17 protein-coding genes and 2 pseudogenes are annotated in these 19,606 nt (G+C 52.7%); 3 read left to right on the forward strand and 16 right to left on the reverse strand.

What is annotated here, in order from left to right:
* Nucleotides 1-32 precede the first annotated feature (32 nt).
* Nucleotides 33-920, reverse strand: a complete 888-nt coding sequence (locus ACMDB8_RS07315; protein WP_409078489.1) for a LysR family transcriptional regulator — start codon at nt 918-920, stop codon at nt 33-35.
* A gap of 248 nt (nt 921-1,168) precedes the next feature.
* Nucleotides 1,169-1,429, reverse strand: a pseudogene (locus tag ACMDB8_RS07320) (MFS transporter); the annotation flags it as partial.
* A 165-nt stretch (nt 1,430-1,594) separates the two neighbouring features.
* On the opposite strand from ACMDB8_RS07320, the gene ACMDB8_RS07325 reads away from it, so the two are divergent.
* Together ACMDB8_RS07325 and ACMDB8_RS07330 are read left to right on the forward strand one after the other, a co-directional pair.
* Nucleotides 1,595-2,401 carry a hypothetical protein gene (locus ACMDB8_RS07325; protein WP_409078488.1) on the forward strand — a complete coding sequence of 269 codons (807 nt, stop codon included), beginning with the start codon at nt 1,595-1,597 and terminating at the stop codon, nt 2,399-2,401.
* 103 nt (nt 2,402-2,504) lie between these two features.
* On the forward strand, nt 2,505-3,443 hold the full coding sequence (locus ACMDB8_RS07330) for a hypothetical protein (RefSeq protein ID WP_409078487.1): 939 nt from the start codon (nt 2,505-2,507) through the stop codon (nt 3,441-3,443).
* Nucleotides 3,444-3,534: 91 nt separating this feature from the next.
* On the opposite strand, the gene ACMDB8_RS07335 is transcribed toward ACMDB8_RS07330, so the two are convergent.
* The 8 genes and pseudogenes from ACMDB8_RS07335 to ACMDB8_RS07370 form a co-directional block, all read right to left on the reverse strand.
* Complete coding sequence (locus ACMDB8_RS07335) at nt 3,535-4,302, reverse strand: hypothetical protein (protein WP_409078486.1); 768 nt, start codon at nt 4,300-4,302, stop codon at nt 3,535-3,537.
* 310 nt (nt 4,303-4,612) lie between these two features.
* Nucleotides 4,613-5,167 (reverse strand): tyrosine-type recombinase/integrase, encoded by a 555-nt coding sequence (locus tag ACMDB8_RS07340; RefSeq protein WP_409078485.1) that lies wholly within the window; start codon nt 5,165-5,167, stop codon nt 4,613-4,615.
* Nucleotides 5,168-6,712: 1,545 nt separating this feature from the next.
* Nucleotides 6,713-7,201 (reverse strand): hypothetical protein, encoded by a 489-nt coding sequence (locus ACMDB8_RS07345; protein WP_409078484.1) that lies wholly within the window; start codon nt 7,199-7,201, stop codon nt 6,713-6,715.
* Nucleotides 7,201-7,515 (reverse strand): hypothetical protein, encoded by a 315-nt coding sequence (locus ACMDB8_RS07350; protein WP_409078483.1) that lies wholly within the window; start codon nt 7,513-7,515, stop codon nt 7,201-7,203. Before ACMDB8_RS07350 ends, ACMDB8_RS07345 begins: the two co-directional genes overlap by 1 nt.
* The gene (locus tag ACMDB8_RS07355; protein ID WP_409078482.1) at nt 7,512-7,685 is read right to left on the reverse strand and encodes a hypothetical protein; all 174 of its coding nucleotides are present in this window, start codon (nt 7,683-7,685) and stop codon (nt 7,512-7,514) included. The genes ACMDB8_RS07350 and ACMDB8_RS07355 overlap by 4 nt, the downstream gene beginning before the upstream one ends.
* A gap of 154 nt (nt 7,686-7,839) precedes the next feature.
* Nucleotides 7,840-8,223: a hypothetical protein gene (locus ACMDB8_RS07360; RefSeq protein ID WP_409078481.1), complete on the reverse strand. Its 384-nt coding sequence runs from the start codon at nt 8,221-8,223 to the stop codon at nt 7,840-7,842.
* Nucleotides 8,224-9,002: 779 nt separating this feature from the next.
* Nucleotides 9,003-10,622 (reverse strand): recombinase family protein, encoded by a 1,620-nt coding sequence (locus ACMDB8_RS07365; RefSeq protein ID WP_409078480.1) that lies wholly within the window; start codon nt 10,620-10,622, stop codon nt 9,003-9,005.
* Between the two features lie 55 nt (nt 10,623-10,677).
* A pseudogene (locus tag ACMDB8_RS07370) lies at nt 10,678-11,640 on the reverse strand (MFS transporter); the annotation flags it as partial.
* Nucleotides 11,641-11,875: 235 nt separating this feature from the next.
* Between ACMDB8_RS07370 and ACMDB8_RS07375 the strand changes: the two are divergent.
* A complete protein-coding gene (locus ACMDB8_RS07375; RefSeq protein ID WP_056721642.1) occupies nt 11,876-12,505 on the forward strand; it encodes a hypothetical protein in 630 nt (209 codons plus the stop codon).
* Between the two features lie 84 nt (nt 12,506-12,589).
* Here ACMDB8_RS07375 and ACMDB8_RS07380 read toward each other — a convergent pair whose 3' ends face one another.
* From ACMDB8_RS07380 to ACMDB8_RS07405, 6 genes are all read right to left on the reverse strand, one after another.
* Nucleotides 12,590-13,588, reverse strand: coding sequence for a sulfate ABC transporter substrate-binding protein (locus tag ACMDB8_RS07380; RefSeq protein ID WP_056721644.1), 999 nt, complete (start codon nt 13,586-13,588; stop codon nt 12,590-12,592).
* 173 nt (nt 13,589-13,761) lie between these two features.
* Nucleotides 13,762-14,586, reverse strand: coding sequence for an ion transporter (locus ACMDB8_RS07385; protein ID WP_056721646.1), 825 nt, complete (start codon nt 14,584-14,586; stop codon nt 13,762-13,764).
* A gap of 21 nt (nt 14,587-14,607) precedes the next feature.
* Entirely contained in the window at nt 14,608-15,522 is a 915-nt protein-coding gene (locus ACMDB8_RS07390) for an urea transporter (RefSeq protein ID WP_056721648.1), read from the reverse strand.
* Between the two features lie 203 nt (nt 15,523-15,725).
* A complete protein-coding gene (gene pyk / locus ACMDB8_RS07395) occupies nt 15,726-17,141 on the reverse strand; it encodes a pyruvate kinase (protein WP_056721650.1) in 1,416 nt (471 codons plus the stop codon).
* Nucleotides 17,131-18,411, reverse strand: a complete 1,281-nt coding sequence (locus ACMDB8_RS07400) for a glycerate kinase type-2 family protein (protein WP_056721652.1) — start codon at nt 18,409-18,411, stop codon at nt 17,131-17,133. Before ACMDB8_RS07400 ends, pyk begins: the two co-directional genes overlap by 11 nt.
* Before the next feature lie 180 nt (nt 18,412-18,591).
* Nucleotides 18,592-19,482, reverse strand: coding sequence for a 2-hydroxy-3-oxopropionate reductase (locus ACMDB8_RS07405; protein ID WP_056721654.1), 891 nt, complete (start codon nt 19,480-19,482; stop codon nt 18,592-18,594).
* Between the last annotated feature and the right edge of the window lie 124 nt (nt 19,483-19,606).

Below are 19,606 nucleotides of genomic sequence, written 5' to 3' on the forward strand. Positions count from 1 at the left end.
ATCGAAAATCGCAATAAACGAAAAAGGTGCTTTCAAACCTCGTTCATCAACAACCCCTGCACATACTCCACAAACGCCCGAGCCTTGGCACTGGCCATTCTCCCAGTGGGGAACACCGCCCACAGGTCCAGGTTCGGCAGTGCCCAGTCCTTCATCACTTCCCGGACCGAGCCGTCGGCCAGTTCCGGTGCGAACATCCATTGCGAAGCCATCGTCAGCCCTTGATGGGCCAGCACGGCTTCACGCAGGCCTTCGGCGGCGTTGACGCGGATCCGGCCGCTGATGTTCACCGATTGCTCCTCGCCTGCCTTGTTGAACTGCCAACTGGCGCTGCCACCGAGGGTGTAGAGGATGGCCTGATGCTTGCGCAGGTCGGCGGGGCAGGTGGGCTCGCCGTGTTTTTCAAAGTAGGCCGGCGTGCCCAGTACCATGCGCCGGCATTCGGCGATCTTGCGGGCGGTCAGGCCCGAGTCGTTCAACACGCCCATGCGCAGGGCGATATCGACGCCTTCCTCCACCAGATTGACGTTGCGATCATCGAGCATCAGGTCGATGTCCAGCGCCGGGTTTTGCTCCAGGAAGGGCCCCAGGTGCGGAACGATGTGCAGCCGGCCGAAGGTGACAGGCGCGCAGATGCGCAGGTTGCCACTGAGCCCGTCGGCGCAGCCCCGTGCGGCATTATCGGCCTCGTCGGCTTCTTCGATGGCGCGCTTGGCCCGTTCGAAGAAGGCCAGCCCGGCTTCGGTGGGCGTGAGGCCCCGGGTCGAACGCAGCAACAGCCGCACCGCCAACCGCGATTCGAGTTGCGCGATGCTTTTCGACACGGCCGGCTGGCCGATATTCAAGCGCCGGGCCGCGGCGGAAAACGAACCGGTTTCCACCACGTAGACGAAGGTTTCCATTGAGCCGAGGCGGTCCATTGAGGGTCCTTGTGCAAACTCCGGAAGTTATCGGAAGCCTCCTGTGGGAGATTCTATGGTTGAGGGAAACCCCTCAACTGGCTTTTGGCTGATATTCGCTTTGCCCTTTCAGCAAGGCGAATAGCATCCAGCATCGCTTCAGGCGTTGAGTGTAATCGGGGTTGACCCCGGCATAACGGATCATCGTTGATCCTGGATAGGCACGGGCGCAACACAGGTGTGCGGTATGGCATTCGTTTTTTTGCGATTTACGCTGTCACCAACGAACCCTTTTGCGAAACACTCAAGAACCGCAGCAACGCCAACAGTGGAAACGCGCTGCCGACGATCACGATCCACAACCAGCCGCCGTGTTCGTACACCGCGCTGGCCACCGAAGAGCCGAAGGCGCCGCCGATAAAGATGCTGGTCATGTACAGCGCATTCAGGCGGCTGCGGCTTTTGCCGTCGAGGGCGTAGACCGCGCGCTGGCCGAGGACCATGTTCATCTGCACGCACAGGTGCGTAATATGACACTGCCACTCATCCCGAGAACGATGCTCGCAATCAGTGTTCAACCACTTGCTGATGGTGAACGCTGACAATGTACTTTTCGGTGATGTGAAAGTCGCGGATGTTCTGATCAGAGTGTGCGAGGATATTTCACACCTGCGAGACGACCAAGGACAGCATCAATGGCCAAAAAAAATGGAAAGGCAAAAGGTAAGAACGGTGAGGAGAAAAAGCCGAGGACCGAATGGGTTTACGGTGTGACGCCGGGGTTGGTCGAGTCTTTAAGTATACACATTGATGCTGTAACAGGTGCGTACAGTATTCCTGAACTTGACCCATCATCAATGTACAACCAAGTTTCACATGAAAGAGATAGCGGTAAGGACAAAATTATTACTCAGTTTCCGCTCGGAACTGGTGAGTTCTATCTTGATAACATGTGGCAACAACTAACCAGCAGCTTCGATTATCTAATGGCAGTTGATACAAATTACTATTCTAGTCCGGAGTTTCGAGAGAAAAATCGCGGCTATGCAATTGGTGTGTGTTCTTCTTTTATTATCAGAGAACGGTTGGCCGACTTGAATGGTGTGTCATTTGAGGTCAAACAACACAAAACGTATTTGATAGCAACAACACAAAATGAAAGTCTTTTTGAACCTGCCGGTTGGCATCTGGCTTTGTCAGCATTAAATCCAGCGGTGCTGAAAGGAAGTCGCTTAGGAGTAATCGTTGATCATGGATTGGGTGACCTTCCTCTGATGAACAAAAGGGAAATGAGCTACTTTAAGGATTTTATCCTCCCTGAATATGCGCAGTTCATTTATGCATCAGCCGACAAATCCGAAAGCGTAATAAACAAAATATTTCAACATTGCGACAAGGCGGGAAAAGCCATATTAGATCATTTCAAGGCTTCTGGGTTTGCTCTACCTGCGACTCAAAAAGTCATCGACATTGACGGCTTGATTGTTTCCGAATTGCTTTAAGTGGCATTTGAATTTTATCGGCAGTTAAAACATACACTGTCGTTTGACTTTCGGAGGAAAGGAAGTTGAACAAAACAATAGAAATGCAGATGGAGTCTGTATTATGAAAAGCATTTTTCTGCCACCAACACCCTTTTTGTTACCGTTGCTTGCAATTCTTATAGGGGTTGTATGGGCGTGTTATGAAATAGTAATAAAGAACTTGAGCTCAAAAGATATAGCGTTCTCATTTGCTGCGCTGGCTGCGGCTTTTGTTATGTTCTACTTGAATATCTGCTTGAGTTTAGAAGAGAAAAAAAGGGAAGAATCGATAAAGATGCATATGGTCATAAATAATGATTGTGTGATCGATGTCTTTTCGGTTAGTCCAAACAAAGCCAGCTTCATTATATTCAACCGAGAGGCATTAAGCTTAGCTTGCATGCAGGCGTTAAATAAATATAGCGACGGCAATAAAGTTAAAATTCCACAGGATGCATTGACGGACCAAGATGATGACTCCTTGACTGCATCCACTAAGTTCTTTTTGATTAACAGTCTTTTCGGACATTGGTTAGAGAGCTACCCTGACTGGAGGATGAATACAAAAAGTTTTAAAAGTGTACGCCATACGAGCTTTAGGAACTCAAAGGATAGTCGCGGCAACGATTCATTTATATCAAAAGAAGAAATAAATGAAACGATAGGGAATTTCGCCAAAGGGTTCTCACTAAACAAAAGTATCATGGTGGCAAAAGGATTAACCCTCCCACCAGAGACTTCATTGACAATGAAAGGTGACAACATTGTCTTGGACAATCCATTTGTCAGAATTGAGTTTTCAGTAACCATCTCCAACGAGATGACACTGGCTTATCCGCACATTGGTAATGATGGGCACACAATGTTGTACGTGGGAGATGAGAACTCTGTTTTAAACTACGATGCAAATATAGACATACTTATAACAATGAAAAGGGAAAGGCGTGGAAGCGTAGAGTATAACACCTATGAGGAGTGGACTAATAAACTGGTTGAATTTCTCAAGAAGGGCTTTGAGTAAATCGGCTTCTACTGATACTGGCTATATATGAAAATCAAAACCACCAAATGCCACCAACTCAGCGGAGTAGTGAAAATGCGAGACTTTCAAATCATAGCAACATAAGCATCTGATTGAACGAATCTTTAAACACAACATTAACTACGTGATTAATCTGCCACCACTTGAAAATTGCGACACAGATGGCAAATACCCCCAAGATGAAAGGAACAATATGGTCAGCAAACCATGGCGACAAAAGTGCGCCCTTAACAAAGACATAACCCTTCACTACATATGCAAGCAGTCGGTGCGGAGTTATCATGTAAAATCTATCAATTGAATAATGTTCCGCCCCATTGACCAAGCTAGTTGAATATAAAGAAAAGCGAATTTCGTTTCTATGCGAATACGGCATATCTTTAATTATAGCGACAGTATCTTTTTCTGATACCTCACTTTGCTTGGGAATCCTTTTCAAATAAGTCATTTTACCACCGACACCAAACTTTACCATCTTGATCTCAGGAGTGCCTTCCACCCCATCTTCCACATCTTCCAGTGCCCGCTTTTTCATTTGCTTCTTATAGACGAGCTTCGAAAGGCTTACCAGTGAACTATCGTACAGTCCGTGCATTGCCACATCAAACCTGAAACTTCCTGCTGGCATTCTATGGTAAAACCTGAAACATAAGTAAAGATTGATAACCGCGAGTACCAACCAAACATTCTTGATATTTTCATTCAGCTTGATCTCATTCCCTAAAAGCTTGAATGAAGAAAGGTCGGCCCCGAAATACCAAAGCAATAGCACAACAACTGAAAAACCAATCAGATAGCCCCGAGCTTTGTTGAAATCTGGCGAATCTGTGTCACCCATGCCGCACCTCATCATTTTGAGCGTCCATGATAGCAAGACGCCCACACCCCCTGAAACAACGTTGGTAATCAGTGTTCGGCCGCTTGATAAACGTGGTGAGTGCCCGGTTTGGATATTGGTCTGATGGATTTAACCACCTAGTTTTTTTGGCAGACACTCCGTCGCTATTTTCCTAGAATCCTAGGTGGTCAGGGAGTGGTCGGGAGTGGTCAGGAAGGTGTCCGTGAGCCCGTACAGGCTGTTTTAACTCATTGCGAGTATTACGCACAGCCTTGTCGCTTATCGTTGCTCTGTGAGGCTCTGGCTAAAATCAGATAACAAACTCGTGGTAGGTGGAATCAATCTCGGCCTGAGTGATACCGATGTACGCCATGGTGATTGCAGGTGACGAATGGTTCAACACCATGCAGATTTTCTCAATGCTCACGCCGCTGCTGTGCATCAACCAACCACGAGTTTTGCGCATGGAGTGTGTACCAAGCTGAATGCCAAGCTCATCACCAACACTCTTGAAGGCCACTGCTACAGCAACACGGGACACCGCCTTACCCCTCGCTCTGTTGCTTTCCACTTCAAACAGGTACGTGTGGTCAGGGTATGCAGCACGACGTTCCTTGACGATCTGTACAGCCTTCGTGTTCAACGTAATGTTGCGCACCTTCCCGGTTTTGCTTTCCTTGATAATGACGCGACCTTGCAAGGCGTCATCGTAGGTGATCGTCAGTAGGTCGCTGATACGCAGTGCCACTTGCAGGCCGAACATCCAGATGTCGGCGTACAGAGTGTTACCACGAGCGTTCAACGTGAGCTTGTGAGCTATCTGTTCCACTTCTGCTGTGGTTTTGACTGCTTCGACTAGCTGCATGATGATCCCCTTGTATTTACTGGCTTGGCTAATTAACAAAATATTTGCTTGAGGTGGAAATTACCTGAAATTAGCAGGAAGTCAACAACCACAAGGCTTGGCTAATTTACACAATAGTATTCTGTTAATTAGAAAGCTGACTGACATGTGGTGATGGTTGTCGTGGTCCGCGCCTGTTGAGGAATCAACGTGACTTGCTGGCGTGGTCCACGCCTGCTGATCATCACCCTATGACGACATTGACACCCTGTAGTGGAACTCAATAGGTGTGGTGGCATCTAGCTTGCGGTTTGTGATGGTTGAACATCACTCGCTGGGTTCTCGCTGGTTTTCTTCTAGATTTTCATCTGTATTACATTGCGTGTATGGGAATCTGTGGAGAATGTGGTGATTGTGGTTAACCTGAATTGCTCAGATACCTGTAGAAATCACGTCTGCCGGCGTGTTACCACAATAAATCATCACTCCAGCGCCCAGGATTGCACCTGTTGTCACCCGTGTTGACTTACCTGATTGATCACCTGTTGTAACCACCAATCACCATCTCACCAATGACTCACCACTGAATGTTGTATGAAGGTTTGCAGTGTGAAATATCTACGACCATAGAAAAGCCCCTGACGCTGAATGAGCATCAAGGGCTGATAAGCTTGGCGTTGGTGTTACTTTGAGTACAAAGGCTTTCGGAATCAATTGTAGAGCGTTACAGTCATCATCAAATGACGATGGTGAACCATCAAGAAGGTATATTGATGAAATGTTGTATTCACCGTCAACGGTGTGAAGTGAATGTGTGGTGTTTTGATTCACTTTCGTTCTTCTCTTCTGAATGTTCACCAACTGTATTTCTGTGTGTCACACAGGAGATTGGTAGACACTGATTGTACAATCAGGAAATGATTTCTAGAGTTTGTCAACTCTACATACAAAGAGATGATCGTCAGTGAGCGTAAGCGAATGCTTTTCAGAAGATGGAATAGCGATAGCCCATCCGCTCTTGATCTGTCTTCAGTGGTTACACTGAATAGGGATTCCCTGTCGTCTACGACAGAACAACATACTTCTAAATACATCTTCCTATCGTATACGATAGAATAGTTATTCTTAAATATAATATCTTTATATATTATTTATCTTTCTTTATCTATCTCTCTTACTACTCTTGTATATAACTACTATCTGTGTACACAGATAAATATACATCTTCTAATATAACAAGCTCTTGATCTTTAATATAAAGCTTTTGATCTTACCCACCTCGCTACGCTCGGCGGATAAGCTCTATTCTACACGTCAAAACGCGATTTGTCAAGACCAATTCTCATTTGGTGATCATTCTCGTTTAGAAAAGTCAAACAGTCTCCCCACCATTCCTACAGGCAAACAGAAACCCCGCACAGCATGGTTAGCTGTCGGGGCTGCGGGGTAGGGTTGGCTTAGTCATAAAAACTCTCAGAGAGGCTTGTAGGAGCTTACAGAGGGTGTTGCCGTGGTAATCTGACACCATGATAAGACACCATGGTAAGACATTAGAGCAACTTGCTGTTATTCAGGAATTACAAGCGGTGAGAATGTTGCAGCAACCTCTGCTTGAATGTCGGCAAGTAGTTTGGCCTGTTTGGCTTCTTCCTTCCTTTTCTCTTTCAATGCGGCAGTCTGGATCAACTGCTGAGTGAGAAGTTGTTTATAACGTTCATGTTCAGATTCCAGTCCTGCGATATAGGACTGTTTTATCTGAGCATCAATCACATCCAGGTCAGCTTGGATAAGGTGATCTGGTTTCTTCATGAAGCAGTGGTGTCTGAGTTCGGCCTGTACAATCGGGTACTTGCTGCTGAGTGTATAACCCTCGTTGGTTAACTCGATAACTTTCATGATGAGGTCATATGGAAACTCAGCGAACACAGGTAAGTAACCCTCTTTAGATGAGTGATACACAGCATGCTGTTCTGATTGAAGCTGCTTGAGTTCTTCTGCATCAAACTTAGGCGCTGTGCCGGTGATTGTAATGCGTTCTTCTGTAATGTTGGTCATTATACTGGTTTCCTTTTGCTGTGAATGAGTTGAATCATGTTGGTGATGAGGGATGTGCGGTAACGTTCTTCGTCAGCACTGAGCTTGTCAGTGTTGGTGGCTTTGGTACTCTTGGTAGTGGTGATTGAATTGTCATAATTTTGAAATATAGCAATTTGAGCCTTCAAGTTAGCCATTGTCAGAAGTTGTTGTTTTAACTTTTCCTGAACTGATTGTATTTCTTGTTGTTCTGCTAACTGCTTTGTTTGTTCCGCTTGTCGTTTAGCAAAAGCTCTTGTAATTCCACGACTGAAGTAATCCAGACTGGTACTCATAGCAGTTCTTCCTGCGCTTGACGCAATGCTTGAACACCATATTCATTAACAAGCTGTTCCAGTTGGATTGTTGCACGGCGGTATTCATCATGGTCGCCGATGGCGATGGTTGCTAAATAATGTTTCATTTGCAGCACAGCTAAGTGCCGCTCCAATAGTGGAGTGTTCATTGTGTTGTATTCCCTTTGGTTTGTTTGTGTTGAAGTTGGTCGACATACCACTGATTAGATATATGTCAGACTTGCTGTAAGGTGGATTGCAGGCGCGTTAGAGTGGCAACCTATAGGGTAGTCGGGATATTTAGATATCGAGGCGTATAACGCGCTACAGGGGCTTTGCTGGGCGTGGTCTATCTTTACCATGACCACTTATGTACCAATTATCAATAATCTCAGAAAGATCATTAACGTCATAGTTAGGGTTGGCCTTAATCCAATCAAGAATCATTGGTGGACGTTCTTCTGGTGATGGTGGTATCGGATTACCCTTGCTCACTTGATCGTGGAAGGTTGTACAACTATCCATAAGCTCATCGACACTTACCTTTTCACCTTTCAATCTTGCCTTTTTATTGAGTTTATAGAAGTGTGTCAGAACAACGATTGAAGCTTCATAGAAGCTGTGGTCGTTATCTGGCTTGGGTTGTGAACCACTGGTAATAACATTCAGTATGGTTTGTGTTGGTTCGTTTACAACGATGTAATTCAATGTTCTATTCCTTATGTACGATACTTCTATCCTTATCTGTGTAGGCGGAAAGTATTTTGATTGACGGGGTTATGGAGCTTTCTTTGCAAGCTGAATCTTTTTATTAACCTGACTTAGCATTGTCTGAATGCAGTGTACTGGATTGGTATAGCCAGCGTGACTCATGATCATGTTGAGTTGTCGTACAGCTTCAACGTTGAGCTTAATTACCATGGTGAAGCCTCCGTAGTTTGAATAACTCGGTCATGTGCAAACTGATCAATCGAAACACCAGCAGCATTTGCCGCTTTCTTAACCAGTGCGTAGTTGGTAATGTTTAACATGAAAGACACTGGCAGTTTGGTAATGCGTGAATGACGCCATTTACTCGCACGACAGGCTGCATCACATGTCAGTGTTTGTGGACGTCGATTAATCAGTTCTTTGTTGCAGGCGATACAATGGGTTGTACGCATATAGATGCTACCTCGTCGGGTGGTGAGTAAGTGTTTGATACTGTTTGGTACAAGCAAACGAAAACCCATACCTCGTTAAAGATATGGGTTTTCGTTCAGGAGAGTTAGTAGGAGGATCAGACCACTTACAAACCGAAAAGGAAGAACAAGGTTTGTATTTAGAGGTTGCCGCAGTTGCTGGCTAAAACAACTGGAAAGAGACCGGCTTGGTCTGTTCTCTCCAATAAAGCTATATTAACACAAATGAGAACTAATTGCAATACTGAAACGGTTGTTTTGAACACTTTAGTTCAACTATTTTAGATCGTTGAAATTATGTAAACCTTACTCAAGATCAATCCAGTCAACGGGCTTGCCGATTGATATTGGTTTGTGTTCCTTGCGCATCATGTACCGAATCTTTTCATTGAAGTTGTCAGTTGGTAAACCCCAATCAGGTGTTTCTGGTGAATCTGGTGATATGACTGTCTCTGTACCTAGGTAATGTATACGATAACCAACGGTGTTATTACCTGATCGTTTCACACCAACATACAACCAAGGGTAAAGTTCTTCAGCAGCCGTTATCAACTTCTGTGGATGTACAGTGAGTGCATACCCAGACATCTTTAACAATGAATTCAATTTCACTGGATCGTTGAGTAGCAAGTTACTTTCAGCTAAAGACACTTCATGAAAGTCTGAATCACCATCTACAGTTCGACTTAATATCTCAAGCTCATCATTGAGTTGCTTTCTCTTATCGTTGAGCAAACTCAGCTTACCTACAAGTTCGGCATTATCAGGAACGATATCAATAACATCTACAATCTTATCAATAGATGCCTTCACCTCTGCTATCTCTACTTCAACTTCCAACTTTCGTTTCTCATTGATAGACAGTTGAGTTTTCTGTAACGCCTTGCCTAGCCAGTGTTGAGCAGTCAAGCTGTAGATGTACCTGATCACAGCATACGGTATTGTTTCATTGTTGGTGCAACCGGCATCACGCTGTAGGTGATGTTTAAGGCATCGCATGTTGTGCGGTTTGCCTTCTTTCCGATGGATACTGTAGTTCGCCCCACAAACACCGCACTTGATTAAACCAACCAAGAAGTTTTTGGATGTGTATGTCTTTGGGCTGGTCTTTGCTTCATCTCTTCGTTTCTTTGCTTGATTGAATATTTCATGTGTAACAACAGGTTCACAGACGTTTGGAATGTCAATGTTGTGCTTTTCACTTTTCCAATAACCAATGGCTGATTTATTGTTCAACCACTTTCCTACAGTGGAACCTACAGTGGTAGCAAACTCTGGTATGCCCGTCTCACGTAGGCGATTGGCAATCGCATGTTTACCAACGCCAGAGATGTACAGGTTAAATACTTCTTTGATGTGAGGTGCAATGTCATCTTTAAGTTTGCCGTCTGTTGTTAACCATACAGCAGTATGTCGCTTTACGCCTTCACCATTTATTGCATTCTTTCTTCGTGTGGCATAACCTTTTTTAATTCGGTCACTAAGTGAGTCGGAATATTGATGAGTCGCCTGAATCTTGGCAACTAATAAATACATGTGAGAACCTTTCACACTTTCCTGATCAAACTTAGTGCCATCATCCAAAGTAATGATAGCAACACCAGCTTTCAACACAGGTCGAATGATGTCGAGCATATCAAATGGTTCTAGTCTGCCGGTACGGTCCATTGCCTCAACCAGTACAACGTCACCAGATTGGATGTGACCAGCTTCAACAGCTATCAGAAGTTTCGACCACCCGCCGCCAAGCTTGATGTGCTCGCCGTGGTAGCCGGATTTACCAAGGTCAGCAAACGACAGGTCAGATGGTGTGTATTCAGGGTTTGCCTTCAACCACCGGTTTACCGCTTCCTTCTGGCGTTCCTGACTATTACCCTTCGCTTGTTTACCGGTACTGAAGCGTATGTAACTGATTGCCATTGGCATGCGATGTCACCAGCGTCACGGTGGAAAGCTGGGAGTGTAACCTATGTGATTTGTGGACGCAGAAGTCGAGCACCACGCCGGTCACCGCCAGGCCGATGACGCTGTAGGCCGGATGGATAAACGCCGGCATGAAACTCAGGCTGGCGAACAGCAGGGCCAGCAATGAGGCGATGCGGGTGTGGCCGGCATCGGCCAGGCGTCCGGCGATGGGGGCGGCGATGGCGCCGATGGCGCCCACCAGGGCGAAAATCGCGATCTCGCTTTGCGACAAACCGTGATTGCGCGCCAGCTCCAGTGGCACGGCGGTCCAGAACAGGCTGAAGGTGGCAAACATGCAGCCCTGGTAAAACGCCCGCTGACGCAGTACCGGTTGTTTGCGCAACAGCGTCCACAACGAGCCCAGCAACTGGCCGTAGGACGCGCTGTGATCAGGTTCACGCTTGGGAATGGTCACGGCCAGCACGATGCTGATGGCCGCCATCAACACCGCGGCTATCATGAACATCGCCCGCCAGCCCAAATGGTCGGCCACCACGCTGGACACCGGTCGGGCCAGCAGAATGCCGAGCAGCAATCCGCCCATGATCCCGCCTACCACACGGCCACGGGTTTCTTCCGGCGCCAGGTGTGCGGCCAGCGGAATCAGGATCTGCACCGACACCGAACTGAACCCCACCAACAGCGAAATCAGCAAGAACACGTTCGGCTGATCGGTAAACGCCGCCCCCAGCAGGCTGACAATCGCCACCAGGGTGGTGATGATCATCAACCGGCGGTTCTCCAGCAGATCCCCCAGCGGCACCAGGAAAAACAGCCCCAGCGCATAGCCGATCTGGGTCAGGGAGACGATCAGGCTGGCCATGGCGTTGCTCAGGCCGATGTCCGGGGCGATCAGGCCGATGATCGGTTGGGCGTAGTAGATGTTGGCGACAATCGCGCCGCAACAGAAGGCGAACAGCAGCACCATCCCTGGGGTCATTGTCGCGGTGCCGTGGGGCACCTGGGTCGCTGGGTTCATAACGGGTCTCGCTGTACGGAAAGGAATGCGCGCAGGCTAATAGGCTGACTGAAACGGCGGAAGTGGGATTGGAGTGATAACAGTCATTCCATTGCGCAATGACTGACGAACGCGTGTGTCGCCCGTCGAAGAGCCTTGCGTCAGAACGATGTAAGTGAATGATACATTCACTTACATCTTATTCGATGGCGTGCTTATGTTCTCTCTTCCTGTCTCACCACCGGAGGGTCGTCCCATGAAGGTGAAGTTTCGTCAGCTGATTCGTCGCGCGTGTGTCGTTACCTTGATCAGCGTCTTCGGCGTTGGCCTGGCCGATGCCGACGATGCTCCGGGCACGCGCATCGGGGTGCGCGGCGAGATCACCGGCGTCAGCGCGGACATTCTGAAAGTCCATGCCAACAGCGGTGAAAACGTGATGATCAACCTGACCAAGGACACCAAGGTCCGCGCCGTGACCCTGGCCAACATCGAAGACATCAAGCCTGGCAGCTACATCGGCTCGGCGGCTGTTCCCCAGGAGGATGGCACCCTCAAGGCCCTGGAGGTCCATGTCTTCCCTCCGGAGCTGGCCGGTAGTGGCGACGGTCATCGGCCGTTTGACCTGGTCAAGGGCAGCAGCATGACCAACGGCAGCGTCGGCGACCTGGTGGTGAGCAATGGCCGGGTGCTGACCGTCAACTACAAGGGCGGCCAACAGAGGATTCTGGTGCCCGAAGACGTACCCATCGTCAACCTGATACCGGCCGATCGCAGCCTGTTGAAGGTGGGTGTGAAGATCGTGACCTTTGTGACTCAGGGCGCTGATGGCACGCTCACGGCTCAATCCATTTCGGCGGGCAAGGATGGCGTGACGCCGCCGATGTAGCCGGCGCGTGGCAACCTGAGCTGAAAATGACCGCCACAAAAAAGGCGACCCGCACGGGTCGCCTTTTTCGTTAGCGTCCAGTCATCACTGACCGCTGTAGATCTGGTCGAAAACCCCGCCATCATTGAAGTGGGTCTTCTGCACGGTGCGCCAGTCGCCGAAGGTTTTCTCGACCGACAGGAAGTCCACTTTCGGGAAGCGGTCGGTGTACTTGGCCAGCACGGCCGGGTCGCGCGGGCGCAGGTAGTTCGCCGCGGCAATCTCCTGGCCTTCCGGTGACCACAGGTACTTCAGGTATTCCTCGGCCGCCGCACGGGTGCCTTTCTTGTCGACGGTCTTGTCGACCACCGACACCGGTGGCTCGGCTTCGGCGGAAACGCTTGGGTAGATGACTTCGAACTGATCGCGACCGAACTCGCGGGCAATCATTTCCGCTTCGTTCTCGAAGGTCACCAGCACATCGCCGATCTGGTTGGTCATGAAGGTGGTGGTGGCGGCACGGCCGCCGGTATCGAGTACTGGCGCTTGCTTGAACAGCTTGCCGACGAAGTCTTTGGCTTTGTTCTCGTCGCCGCCGTTTTTCAGCACGTAGCCCCAGGCCGAGAGGTAGGTGTAGCGACCGTTACCGGAGGTTTTCGGGTTCGGGACGATAACCTGGACGCCGTCCTTGAGCAGGTCGGGCCAGTCTTTCAGGGCTTTCGGGTTGCCCTTGCGCACAATGAACACGGTGGCCGAGGTGAACGGTGCGCTGTTGTTCGGCAGGCGTGTGACCCAGTTTTCCGGGACCAGTTTGCCGTTGTCCGCCAGGGCGTTGATGTCGGTGGCCATGTTCATGGTGATGACATCGGCCGGCAAACCGTCGATGACCGAACGCGCCTGTTTGCTGGAGCCGCCGAAGGACATCTGCAGGACGATGTTTTCGTTGTGCTCGGCTTGCCAGTGTTTCTGGAACGCAGTGTTGTAGTCCTTGTAGAAATCTCGCATCACGTCGTAGGAAACGTTGAGCAGGGTCGGTGCAGCCTGGGCGATGTTGCCCAGGGCCAGGCCAGCGGCGAGAAGCGAGGCGCCAAAGAGTTTTTTCACTGCGAATTCCTTTTGATGTAGGAGCTGCCGCAGGCTGCGATCCTTTGGCTTTGATTTTCAAGATCAAAAGATCGCAGCCTACGGCAGCTCCTACGGGTTATTTATTAGTTATCAACGATGTGTCGACTATAGCCGGGCTCATATAGTCCTTTAAAGATTAAAAAGCTCTTTGCTTATTCCAGTTTTTTGAACAGTGCATTGCCACAACGGGAGCAGAACGACGCCTCGGGTTCATGGCTGTCCTTGGCGCACACCGGGCAGTCGCGATGCAACTGGCCGCCACGCATGGCCGTGGCCAGTTCGGCGGTGAAGATCCCGGTGGGCACGGCGATGATCGAGTAACCGGTGATCATCACCATCGATGAAATGACCTGGCCCAGTGCGGTCTTGGGCACGATGTCGCCGTAACCGACGGTGGTCAAGGTCACGATAGCCCAGTAAATGCCCTTGGGAATGCTGGTGAAGCCATGTTGCGGGCCTTCGACCACATACATCAGGGTGCCGAACACGATGACCAGTGTGCAGACGCTGAGCAGGAACACGAGGATTTTCTGCTTGCTGCCACGCAGGGCATCAAGCAGGTAGTGGGCTTGCTTGAGGTACGGGCCGAGCTTGAGCACGCGGAAGATCCGCAGCATCCGGATCACCCGGATGATCAGCAGGTACTGGGCATCGCTGTAGTACAGCGCGAGGATGCCGGGCACGATGGCCAGCAGGTCCACCAGTCCATAGAAACTGAAGGCATAGCGCAGGGGCTTGGGCGAGCAGTACAGGCGCAGGATGTACTCGCCGAGGAAGATCACCGTGAAGCCCCACTCGATGTACGCAAGCACGCTGGCGTAGTTCTGGTGGACGTCATCGATGCTGTCCAGGATCACCACCACCAGGCTGGCGAGGATGATCAGCAGCAAGGTGGAGTCGAAGCGTCGACCGGCAACGGTGTCGGTCTGGAAAATAATCACGTACAGGCGGTTACGCCACGTGTCGTTGCTGTTCATGCACATCGCCTTGGCCGCAAATCAGCGCAGCCTAGGTTGATTCTCCCCGGGAGCGCAAGGCGCGCTTTCGACCGTGGCTTTGCCGAGCATTTGAACAACGCTGCGAATCAGCCAGCCGGCAAGAATGAACGGCGCGGTCAGCGTAGGCAGACCGATGGCGGCAAACACCGGCGTCAGCAACAGCGCCAGGCCGATGCCAAGCAGCGGCAGCCACGGTTGGCGACGCCGGGAGCTGAAGGCGAGGGCGGCCAGCACGGCGTTATAGCCACCGAGGCCGAGCAGTGCGGTATAGAAATCGTGGTTCAGCAGGCTCCAGCCCATACCAGCGACCGAGGCCAACAATGCCCAGCAGAATGCGCGGCGATCAGCGATCAGCAAACCGGCGGCAATCATCGCACCCGCCAGCGGATGACCGAGGAACATCACCTGACCAATGCCTTTGAGTGGCGCGGCAAGCATGTTCAGGGTGCTGACTTCGATCAAATGCGGCTCAGTCGAGGGCGTGGCGAAGCACAGCAGCAACCAGCCGAGCCCGACGAAGGGCGCGGTGTAGGCCGGCAGGCATTGGCTGAACCGGACGCGCTTGAGCCACTGTTGGGTGACCATCGCGCTCAGGCCACCGGCGGCCAGGATCAGTGGCGGCATCATCGCCGACCAGGGGAAATACAGGCTCAGTAACAGTCCGAGCAGGACGCCGTTGTAGCTGAACAACCCGGCCTGGCGATCAGCCTTGGCATAGTTGCGGCGTTGCGCGGTGAGCAGCCCGGCGACACCACCGAGCAAGGCGCCGCCAAGCAAGGCGGGCGCAGTAAACAGGATGGCCAGGACGCACAGCAGGCCGCACAGCGGATTGCGCTGGAGAAAGATCTGGCTGAAGCCGTTGAGCAATGCTTCGGCCCAGTCGGGGCAGTGGGTGTTGAAGTGAATGGCAGGCATTTTGAAATCTAGGGCAGTGGAAAATCAAATGTGTTGCACAAACTCTGTGGCGAGGGAGCTTGCTCCCGCTGGGTCGCGAAGCGACCCCAACTCCGGTGAATGCGGTTTCTCTGTGGAACCCGTCATGCCGAAAGACGACTGCTACGCAGCCGAGCGGGACGATGCGGCGATCCGACAAGCTCCCTCGCCACAAAAAGCGTTCGTTAGATCAATGTCTCGATGCGCAAAGAGTTAGTCGACCCCGGCTGGCCAAACGGCACACCTGCGGTGATCAACAGCGTGTCGCCACGCTGCGCCATGCCCTGAGCCTGGGCAATTTCCAGTGCCGTCGAGCAGACTTCATCGACCTGACGCAGACGATCGTTGACCACCGAGTGCACACCCCACGCCACGCTCAGGCGACGGGCGGTCTGCAGGTTCGGTGTCAGGTTGAGGATCGGCACCGTCGGCCGCTCCCGCGCCGCACGCAGGCTCGATGCGCCGGACTCGCTGTAGTTCACCAGCACTGCCACCGGCAGCACGTTGCTGATACGGCGAATGGCGCAGCTGATCGCGTCGGAAACAGTCGCCTCGGCTTTCGGTCGGCTGACGTCGAGTTGAGTCTGGTAGTCCGGACCGTTTTCCACCTGGCGGATGATCTTGCTCATCATCTGCACGGCTTCGAGCGGGTATTCGCCGGACGCGGTTTCCGCCGACAGCATCACCGCGTCCGCCCCTTCGGCCACCGCGTTGGCGACATCGGTGACTTCGGCGCGGGTTGGCGCCGGTGAGAAGCGCATCGACTCCAGCATCTGGGTCGCCACCACCACCGGTTTGCCGAGTTGGCGGCAGGTGCTGATGATGTTCTTCTGGATCTGCGGCACGCTTTCGGCCGGCACTTCTACGCCCAGGTCACCCCGGGCGACCATGATCGCGTCGCTCAATTCGGCGATCTCGCGCAGTTGTTCGACGGCCGAGGGCTTCTCGATCTTGGCCATCAGGAACGCCTTGTCGCCGATCAGGGAGCGAGCTTCGCGGATGTCATCGGGACGTTGTACGAACGACAGCGCCACCCAGTCCACGCCCAGTTCCAGGCCGAAGGTCAAGTCGCGGCGATCCTTGGCGGTCAGCGGGCTCAGGTCGAGCACCGCTTGCGGTACGTTCACGCCTTTGCGGTCCGACAGTTCGCCGCCATTGAGCACGGTGGTGTCGATGGCGTCGGCGTACTTGGTCACGACCCGCAGACGCAGCTTGCCGTCGTCCAGCAGCAGGTCCATGCCCGGTTCCAGCGCGGCGATGATTTCCGGGTGGGGCAGGTTGACCCGGCGCTCATCGCCCGGCGTGGTATCGAGGTCCAGGCGCAAGGCCTGGCCGCGCACCAGTTGCACCTTGCCGTCGGCGAACTTGCCGACCCGCAGTTTCGGGCCTTGCAGGTCCATCAGGATGCCCAATGGATAATTGAGCTGGCGCTCGACTTCACGAATCCACTGGAAACGCTGGGCGTGGTCGGCATGATCGCCATGGCTGAAGTTCAGGCGGAAGATGTTGACCCCGGCCAGCACCAGTTCACGGATGGCGTCGATGCCGTCGGTGGCCGGGCCGAGCGTGGCGAGGATTTTGACCTTTTTATCAGGCGTCATGTTTAGTGCTCTCAAGGATCAGAATGGCGCGGAAGTCGTTGACGTTGGTACGGGTCGGTTCGGTGACGATCAGAGCGTCCAGCGCCTCGAAGTAGCCGTAGCCGTTGTTGTTGTCCAACTCGTCGCTGGCGCTCAGGCCCAGGGCGGCAGCACGGGCGTAACTGTCCGGGGTCATGATCGCGCCGGCGTTGTCTTCGGAGCCGTCGATACCGTCGGTGTCACCGGCCAGTGCATAGACGCCGGGCAGGCCCTTGAGGCTGTCGGTCAGGCTCAGCAGGAATTCGGCATTGCGCCCGCCACGGCCATTGCCGCGCACGGTCACGGTGGTTTCTCCGCCGGAAAGAATCACGCAGGGCGCCGCCAGCGGCTGGCCGTGCAGGACGATTTGTCGGGCGATGCCGGCGTGGACTTTCGCCACCTCGCGGGATTCGCCTTCGAGGTCGCCGAGGATCAGCGGGCTGAACCCGGCCTGACGGCATTTCACCGCCGCCGCTTCAAGGGATTGCTGCGGGCGGGCGATCAACTGGAAATGATTGCGGGCCAGGCTCGGGTCACCGGGTTTGACGGTTTCCGACTCGGGGCTTTGCAGCCAGGTGCGCACCGAAGCCGGAACCTCGATGGCGTAGCGCTTGAGAATGGCCAGCGCTTCGGCCGACGTGCTCGGGTCGGCTACGGTAGGGCCGGAGGCGATGACCGTTGCGAGGTCGCCCGGTACATCGGAAATCGCATAGGTATAAACAGTGGCAGGCCAGCAGGCTTTGCCCAGGCGACCGCCCTTGATCGCCGAGAGGTGCTTGCGCACGCAGTTCATCTCGCCGATGGAGGCGCCGGATTTGAGCAGGGCTTTGTTGATCGACTGCTTGTCGGCCAGGGTGATGCCTTCGGCCGGCAGTGCCAGCAGGGCAGAGCCACCACCGGAGAGCAGGAAGATCACGCGGTCGGATTCGTTCAGGTCGCTGACCAGTTCCAGCACACGCTTGGCCACGGCCAGGCCAGCGGCATCTGGTACCGGATGCGCGGCTTCGACCACTTCGATTTTTTCGCAAGGCGCGCCGTGACCGTAACGGGTCACCACCAGGCCGCAGACTTCACCCTGCCAGCAGCGCTCGACCACTTGGGCCATGGCGGCTGCGGCTTTGCCGGCGCCAATGACGATCACGCGACCGCTGCGGTCGGCAGGCAGATGGGCTTCGAGGACTTGTTGCGGATGCGCCGCGTCGATGGCTGTGGCAAACAGCTCGCGCAGCAATTGTTGCGGATCGACCGACATGGCGGGCTCCCGGAATTCTTGTTATTTGAAGGAACGCAGCCTGGGCAAGCTCTGGGTGGAACACCCTTGCAACTGGATGAACCTGTTCCTGTAGGAGCTGCCGCAGGCTGCGATCTTTTAGCGGGTAGTGCGGTGGAGAGTCGGGCCTGAGGATCAAAAGATCGCAGCCTTCGGCAGCTCCTACTTGTCGCGAATCGAGAAGTTCGCCATGTGTTCCAGACCCTTGATCAGCGCCGAGTGGTCCCAGTTGCTGCCGCCAATGGCCGCGCAGGTGCTGAACACTTGCTGGGTGTTGGCGGTGTTCGGCAGGTTGATGTTCAGCTCCTTGGCGCCTTGCAGGGCCAGGTTCAGGTCCTTCTGGTGCAGGCTGATGCGGAAGCCTGGATCGAAGGTGCCCTTGATCATGCGCTCGCCGTGCACTTCGAGGATCTTCGAGGACGCGAAACCGCCCATCAGTGCTTCACGCACCTTGGCTGGATCGGCACCGTTTTTCGAAGCGAACAGCAGGGCTTCAGCTACGGCCTGGATGTTCAGGGCCACGATGATCTGGTTGGCCACCTTGGCGGTTTGACCGTCGCCGTTGCCACCGACCAGGGTGATGTTCTTGCCCATCGCCTGGAACAACGGCAGGGCGCGTTCGAAGGCGTCGGCATCGCCGCCGACCATGATGCTCAGGGTCGCAGCCTTGGCGCCGACTTCACCACCGGACACCGGAGCGTCGAGATATTGCGCGCCTTTTTCGTTGATCTTGGCCGCGAACGCCTTGGTGGCGGTCGGCGAGATCGAGCTCATGTCGATCACGACTTTGCCTTTGCCCACGCCGGCAGCGATGCCGTCGGCACGGAACAGCACGTCATCGACCTGCGGGGTATCCGGCACCATGACGATGATGAATTCGGCTTCCTGGGCAACTTCTTTCGGGTTCGCCAGGGCAACGGCGCCAGCGGCGACCAGGTCGGCAGGCGCAGGGTCGTGGTGGGCCGACAGGAACAGGCTGTGACCGGCTTTTTGCAGGTTCGCCGCCATTGGGTGGCCCATGATGCCGGTGCCGATAAATCCGATTTTAGCCATGAGAAAGTCCTCTTGTTTTTATAAACAGCCGTAGGAGCTGCCGCAGGCTGCGATTTTTTGATTTTGCTTTTGAAGGTCAAGATCAAAAGATCGCAGCCTTCGGCAGCTCCTACAGTGATAAATG

The organism is Pseudomonas monachiensis (assembly GCF_047345015.1).
In the GTDB taxonomy this organism is placed as follows: domain Bacteria; phylum Pseudomonadota; class Gammaproteobacteria; order Pseudomonadales; family Pseudomonadaceae; genus Aquipseudomonas; species Aquipseudomonas monachiensis.

Excerpts from the sequence above, each read along its gene's own strand:
- ACMDB8_RS07340 (WP_409078485.1), bottom strand. The coding sequence starts at position 5,167 with ATGCAGCTAGTCGAAGCAGTCAAAACCACAGCAGAAGTGGAACAGATA.
- ACMDB8_RS07390 (WP_056721648.1), bottom strand. The coding sequence starts at position 15,522 with ATGCCTGCCATTCACTTCAACACCCACTGCCCCGACTGGGCCGAAGCA.
- ACMDB8_RS07335 (WP_409078486.1), bottom strand. The coding sequence starts at position 4,302 with ATGGGTGACACAGATTCGCCAGATTTCAACAAAGCTCGGGGCTATCTG.
- ACMDB8_RS07355 (WP_409078482.1), bottom strand. The coding sequence starts at position 7,685 with ATGAACACTCCACTATTGGAGCGGCACTTAGCTGTGCTGCAAATGAAA.
- ACMDB8_RS07405 (WP_056721654.1), bottom strand. The coding sequence starts at position 19,482 with ATGGCTAAAATCGGATTTATCGGCACCGGCATCATGGGCCACCCAATG.
- ACMDB8_RS07325 (WP_409078488.1), top strand. The coding sequence starts at position 1,595 with ATGGCCAAAAAAAATGGAAAGGCAAAAGGTAAGAACGGTGAGGAGAAA.
- ACMDB8_RS07400 (WP_056721652.1), bottom strand. The coding sequence starts at position 18,411 with ATGTCGGTCGATCCGCAACAATTGCTGCGCGAGCTGTTTGCCACAGCC.
- ACMDB8_RS07375 (WP_056721642.1), top strand. The coding sequence starts at position 11,876 with ATGAAGGTGAAGTTTCGTCAGCTGATTCGTCGCGCGTGTGTCGTTACC.
- pyk (WP_056721650.1), bottom strand. The coding sequence starts at position 17,141 with ATGACGCCTGATAAAAAGGTCAAAATCCTCGCCACGCTCGGCCCGGCC.
- ACMDB8_RS07345 (WP_409078484.1), bottom strand. The coding sequence starts at position 7,201 with ATGACCAACATTACAGAAGAACGCATTACAATCACCGGCACAGCGCCT.
- ACMDB8_RS07330 (WP_409078487.1), top strand. The coding sequence starts at position 2,505 with ATGAAAAGCATTTTTCTGCCACCAACACCCTTTTTGTTACCGTTGCTT.
- ACMDB8_RS07350 (WP_409078483.1), bottom strand. The coding sequence starts at position 7,515 with ATGAGTACCAGTCTGGATTACTTCAGTCGTGGAATTACAAGAGCTTTT.
- ACMDB8_RS07315 (WP_409078489.1), bottom strand. The coding sequence starts at position 920 with ATGGACCGCCTCGGCTCAATGGAAACCTTCGTCTACGTGGTGGAAACC.
- ACMDB8_RS07385 (WP_056721646.1), bottom strand. The coding sequence starts at position 14,586 with ATGAACAGCAACGACACGTGGCGTAACCGCCTGTACGTGATTATTTTC.
- ACMDB8_RS07365 (WP_409078480.1), bottom strand. The coding sequence starts at position 10,622 with ATGCCAATGGCAATCAGTTACATACGCTTCAGTACCGGTAAACAAGCG.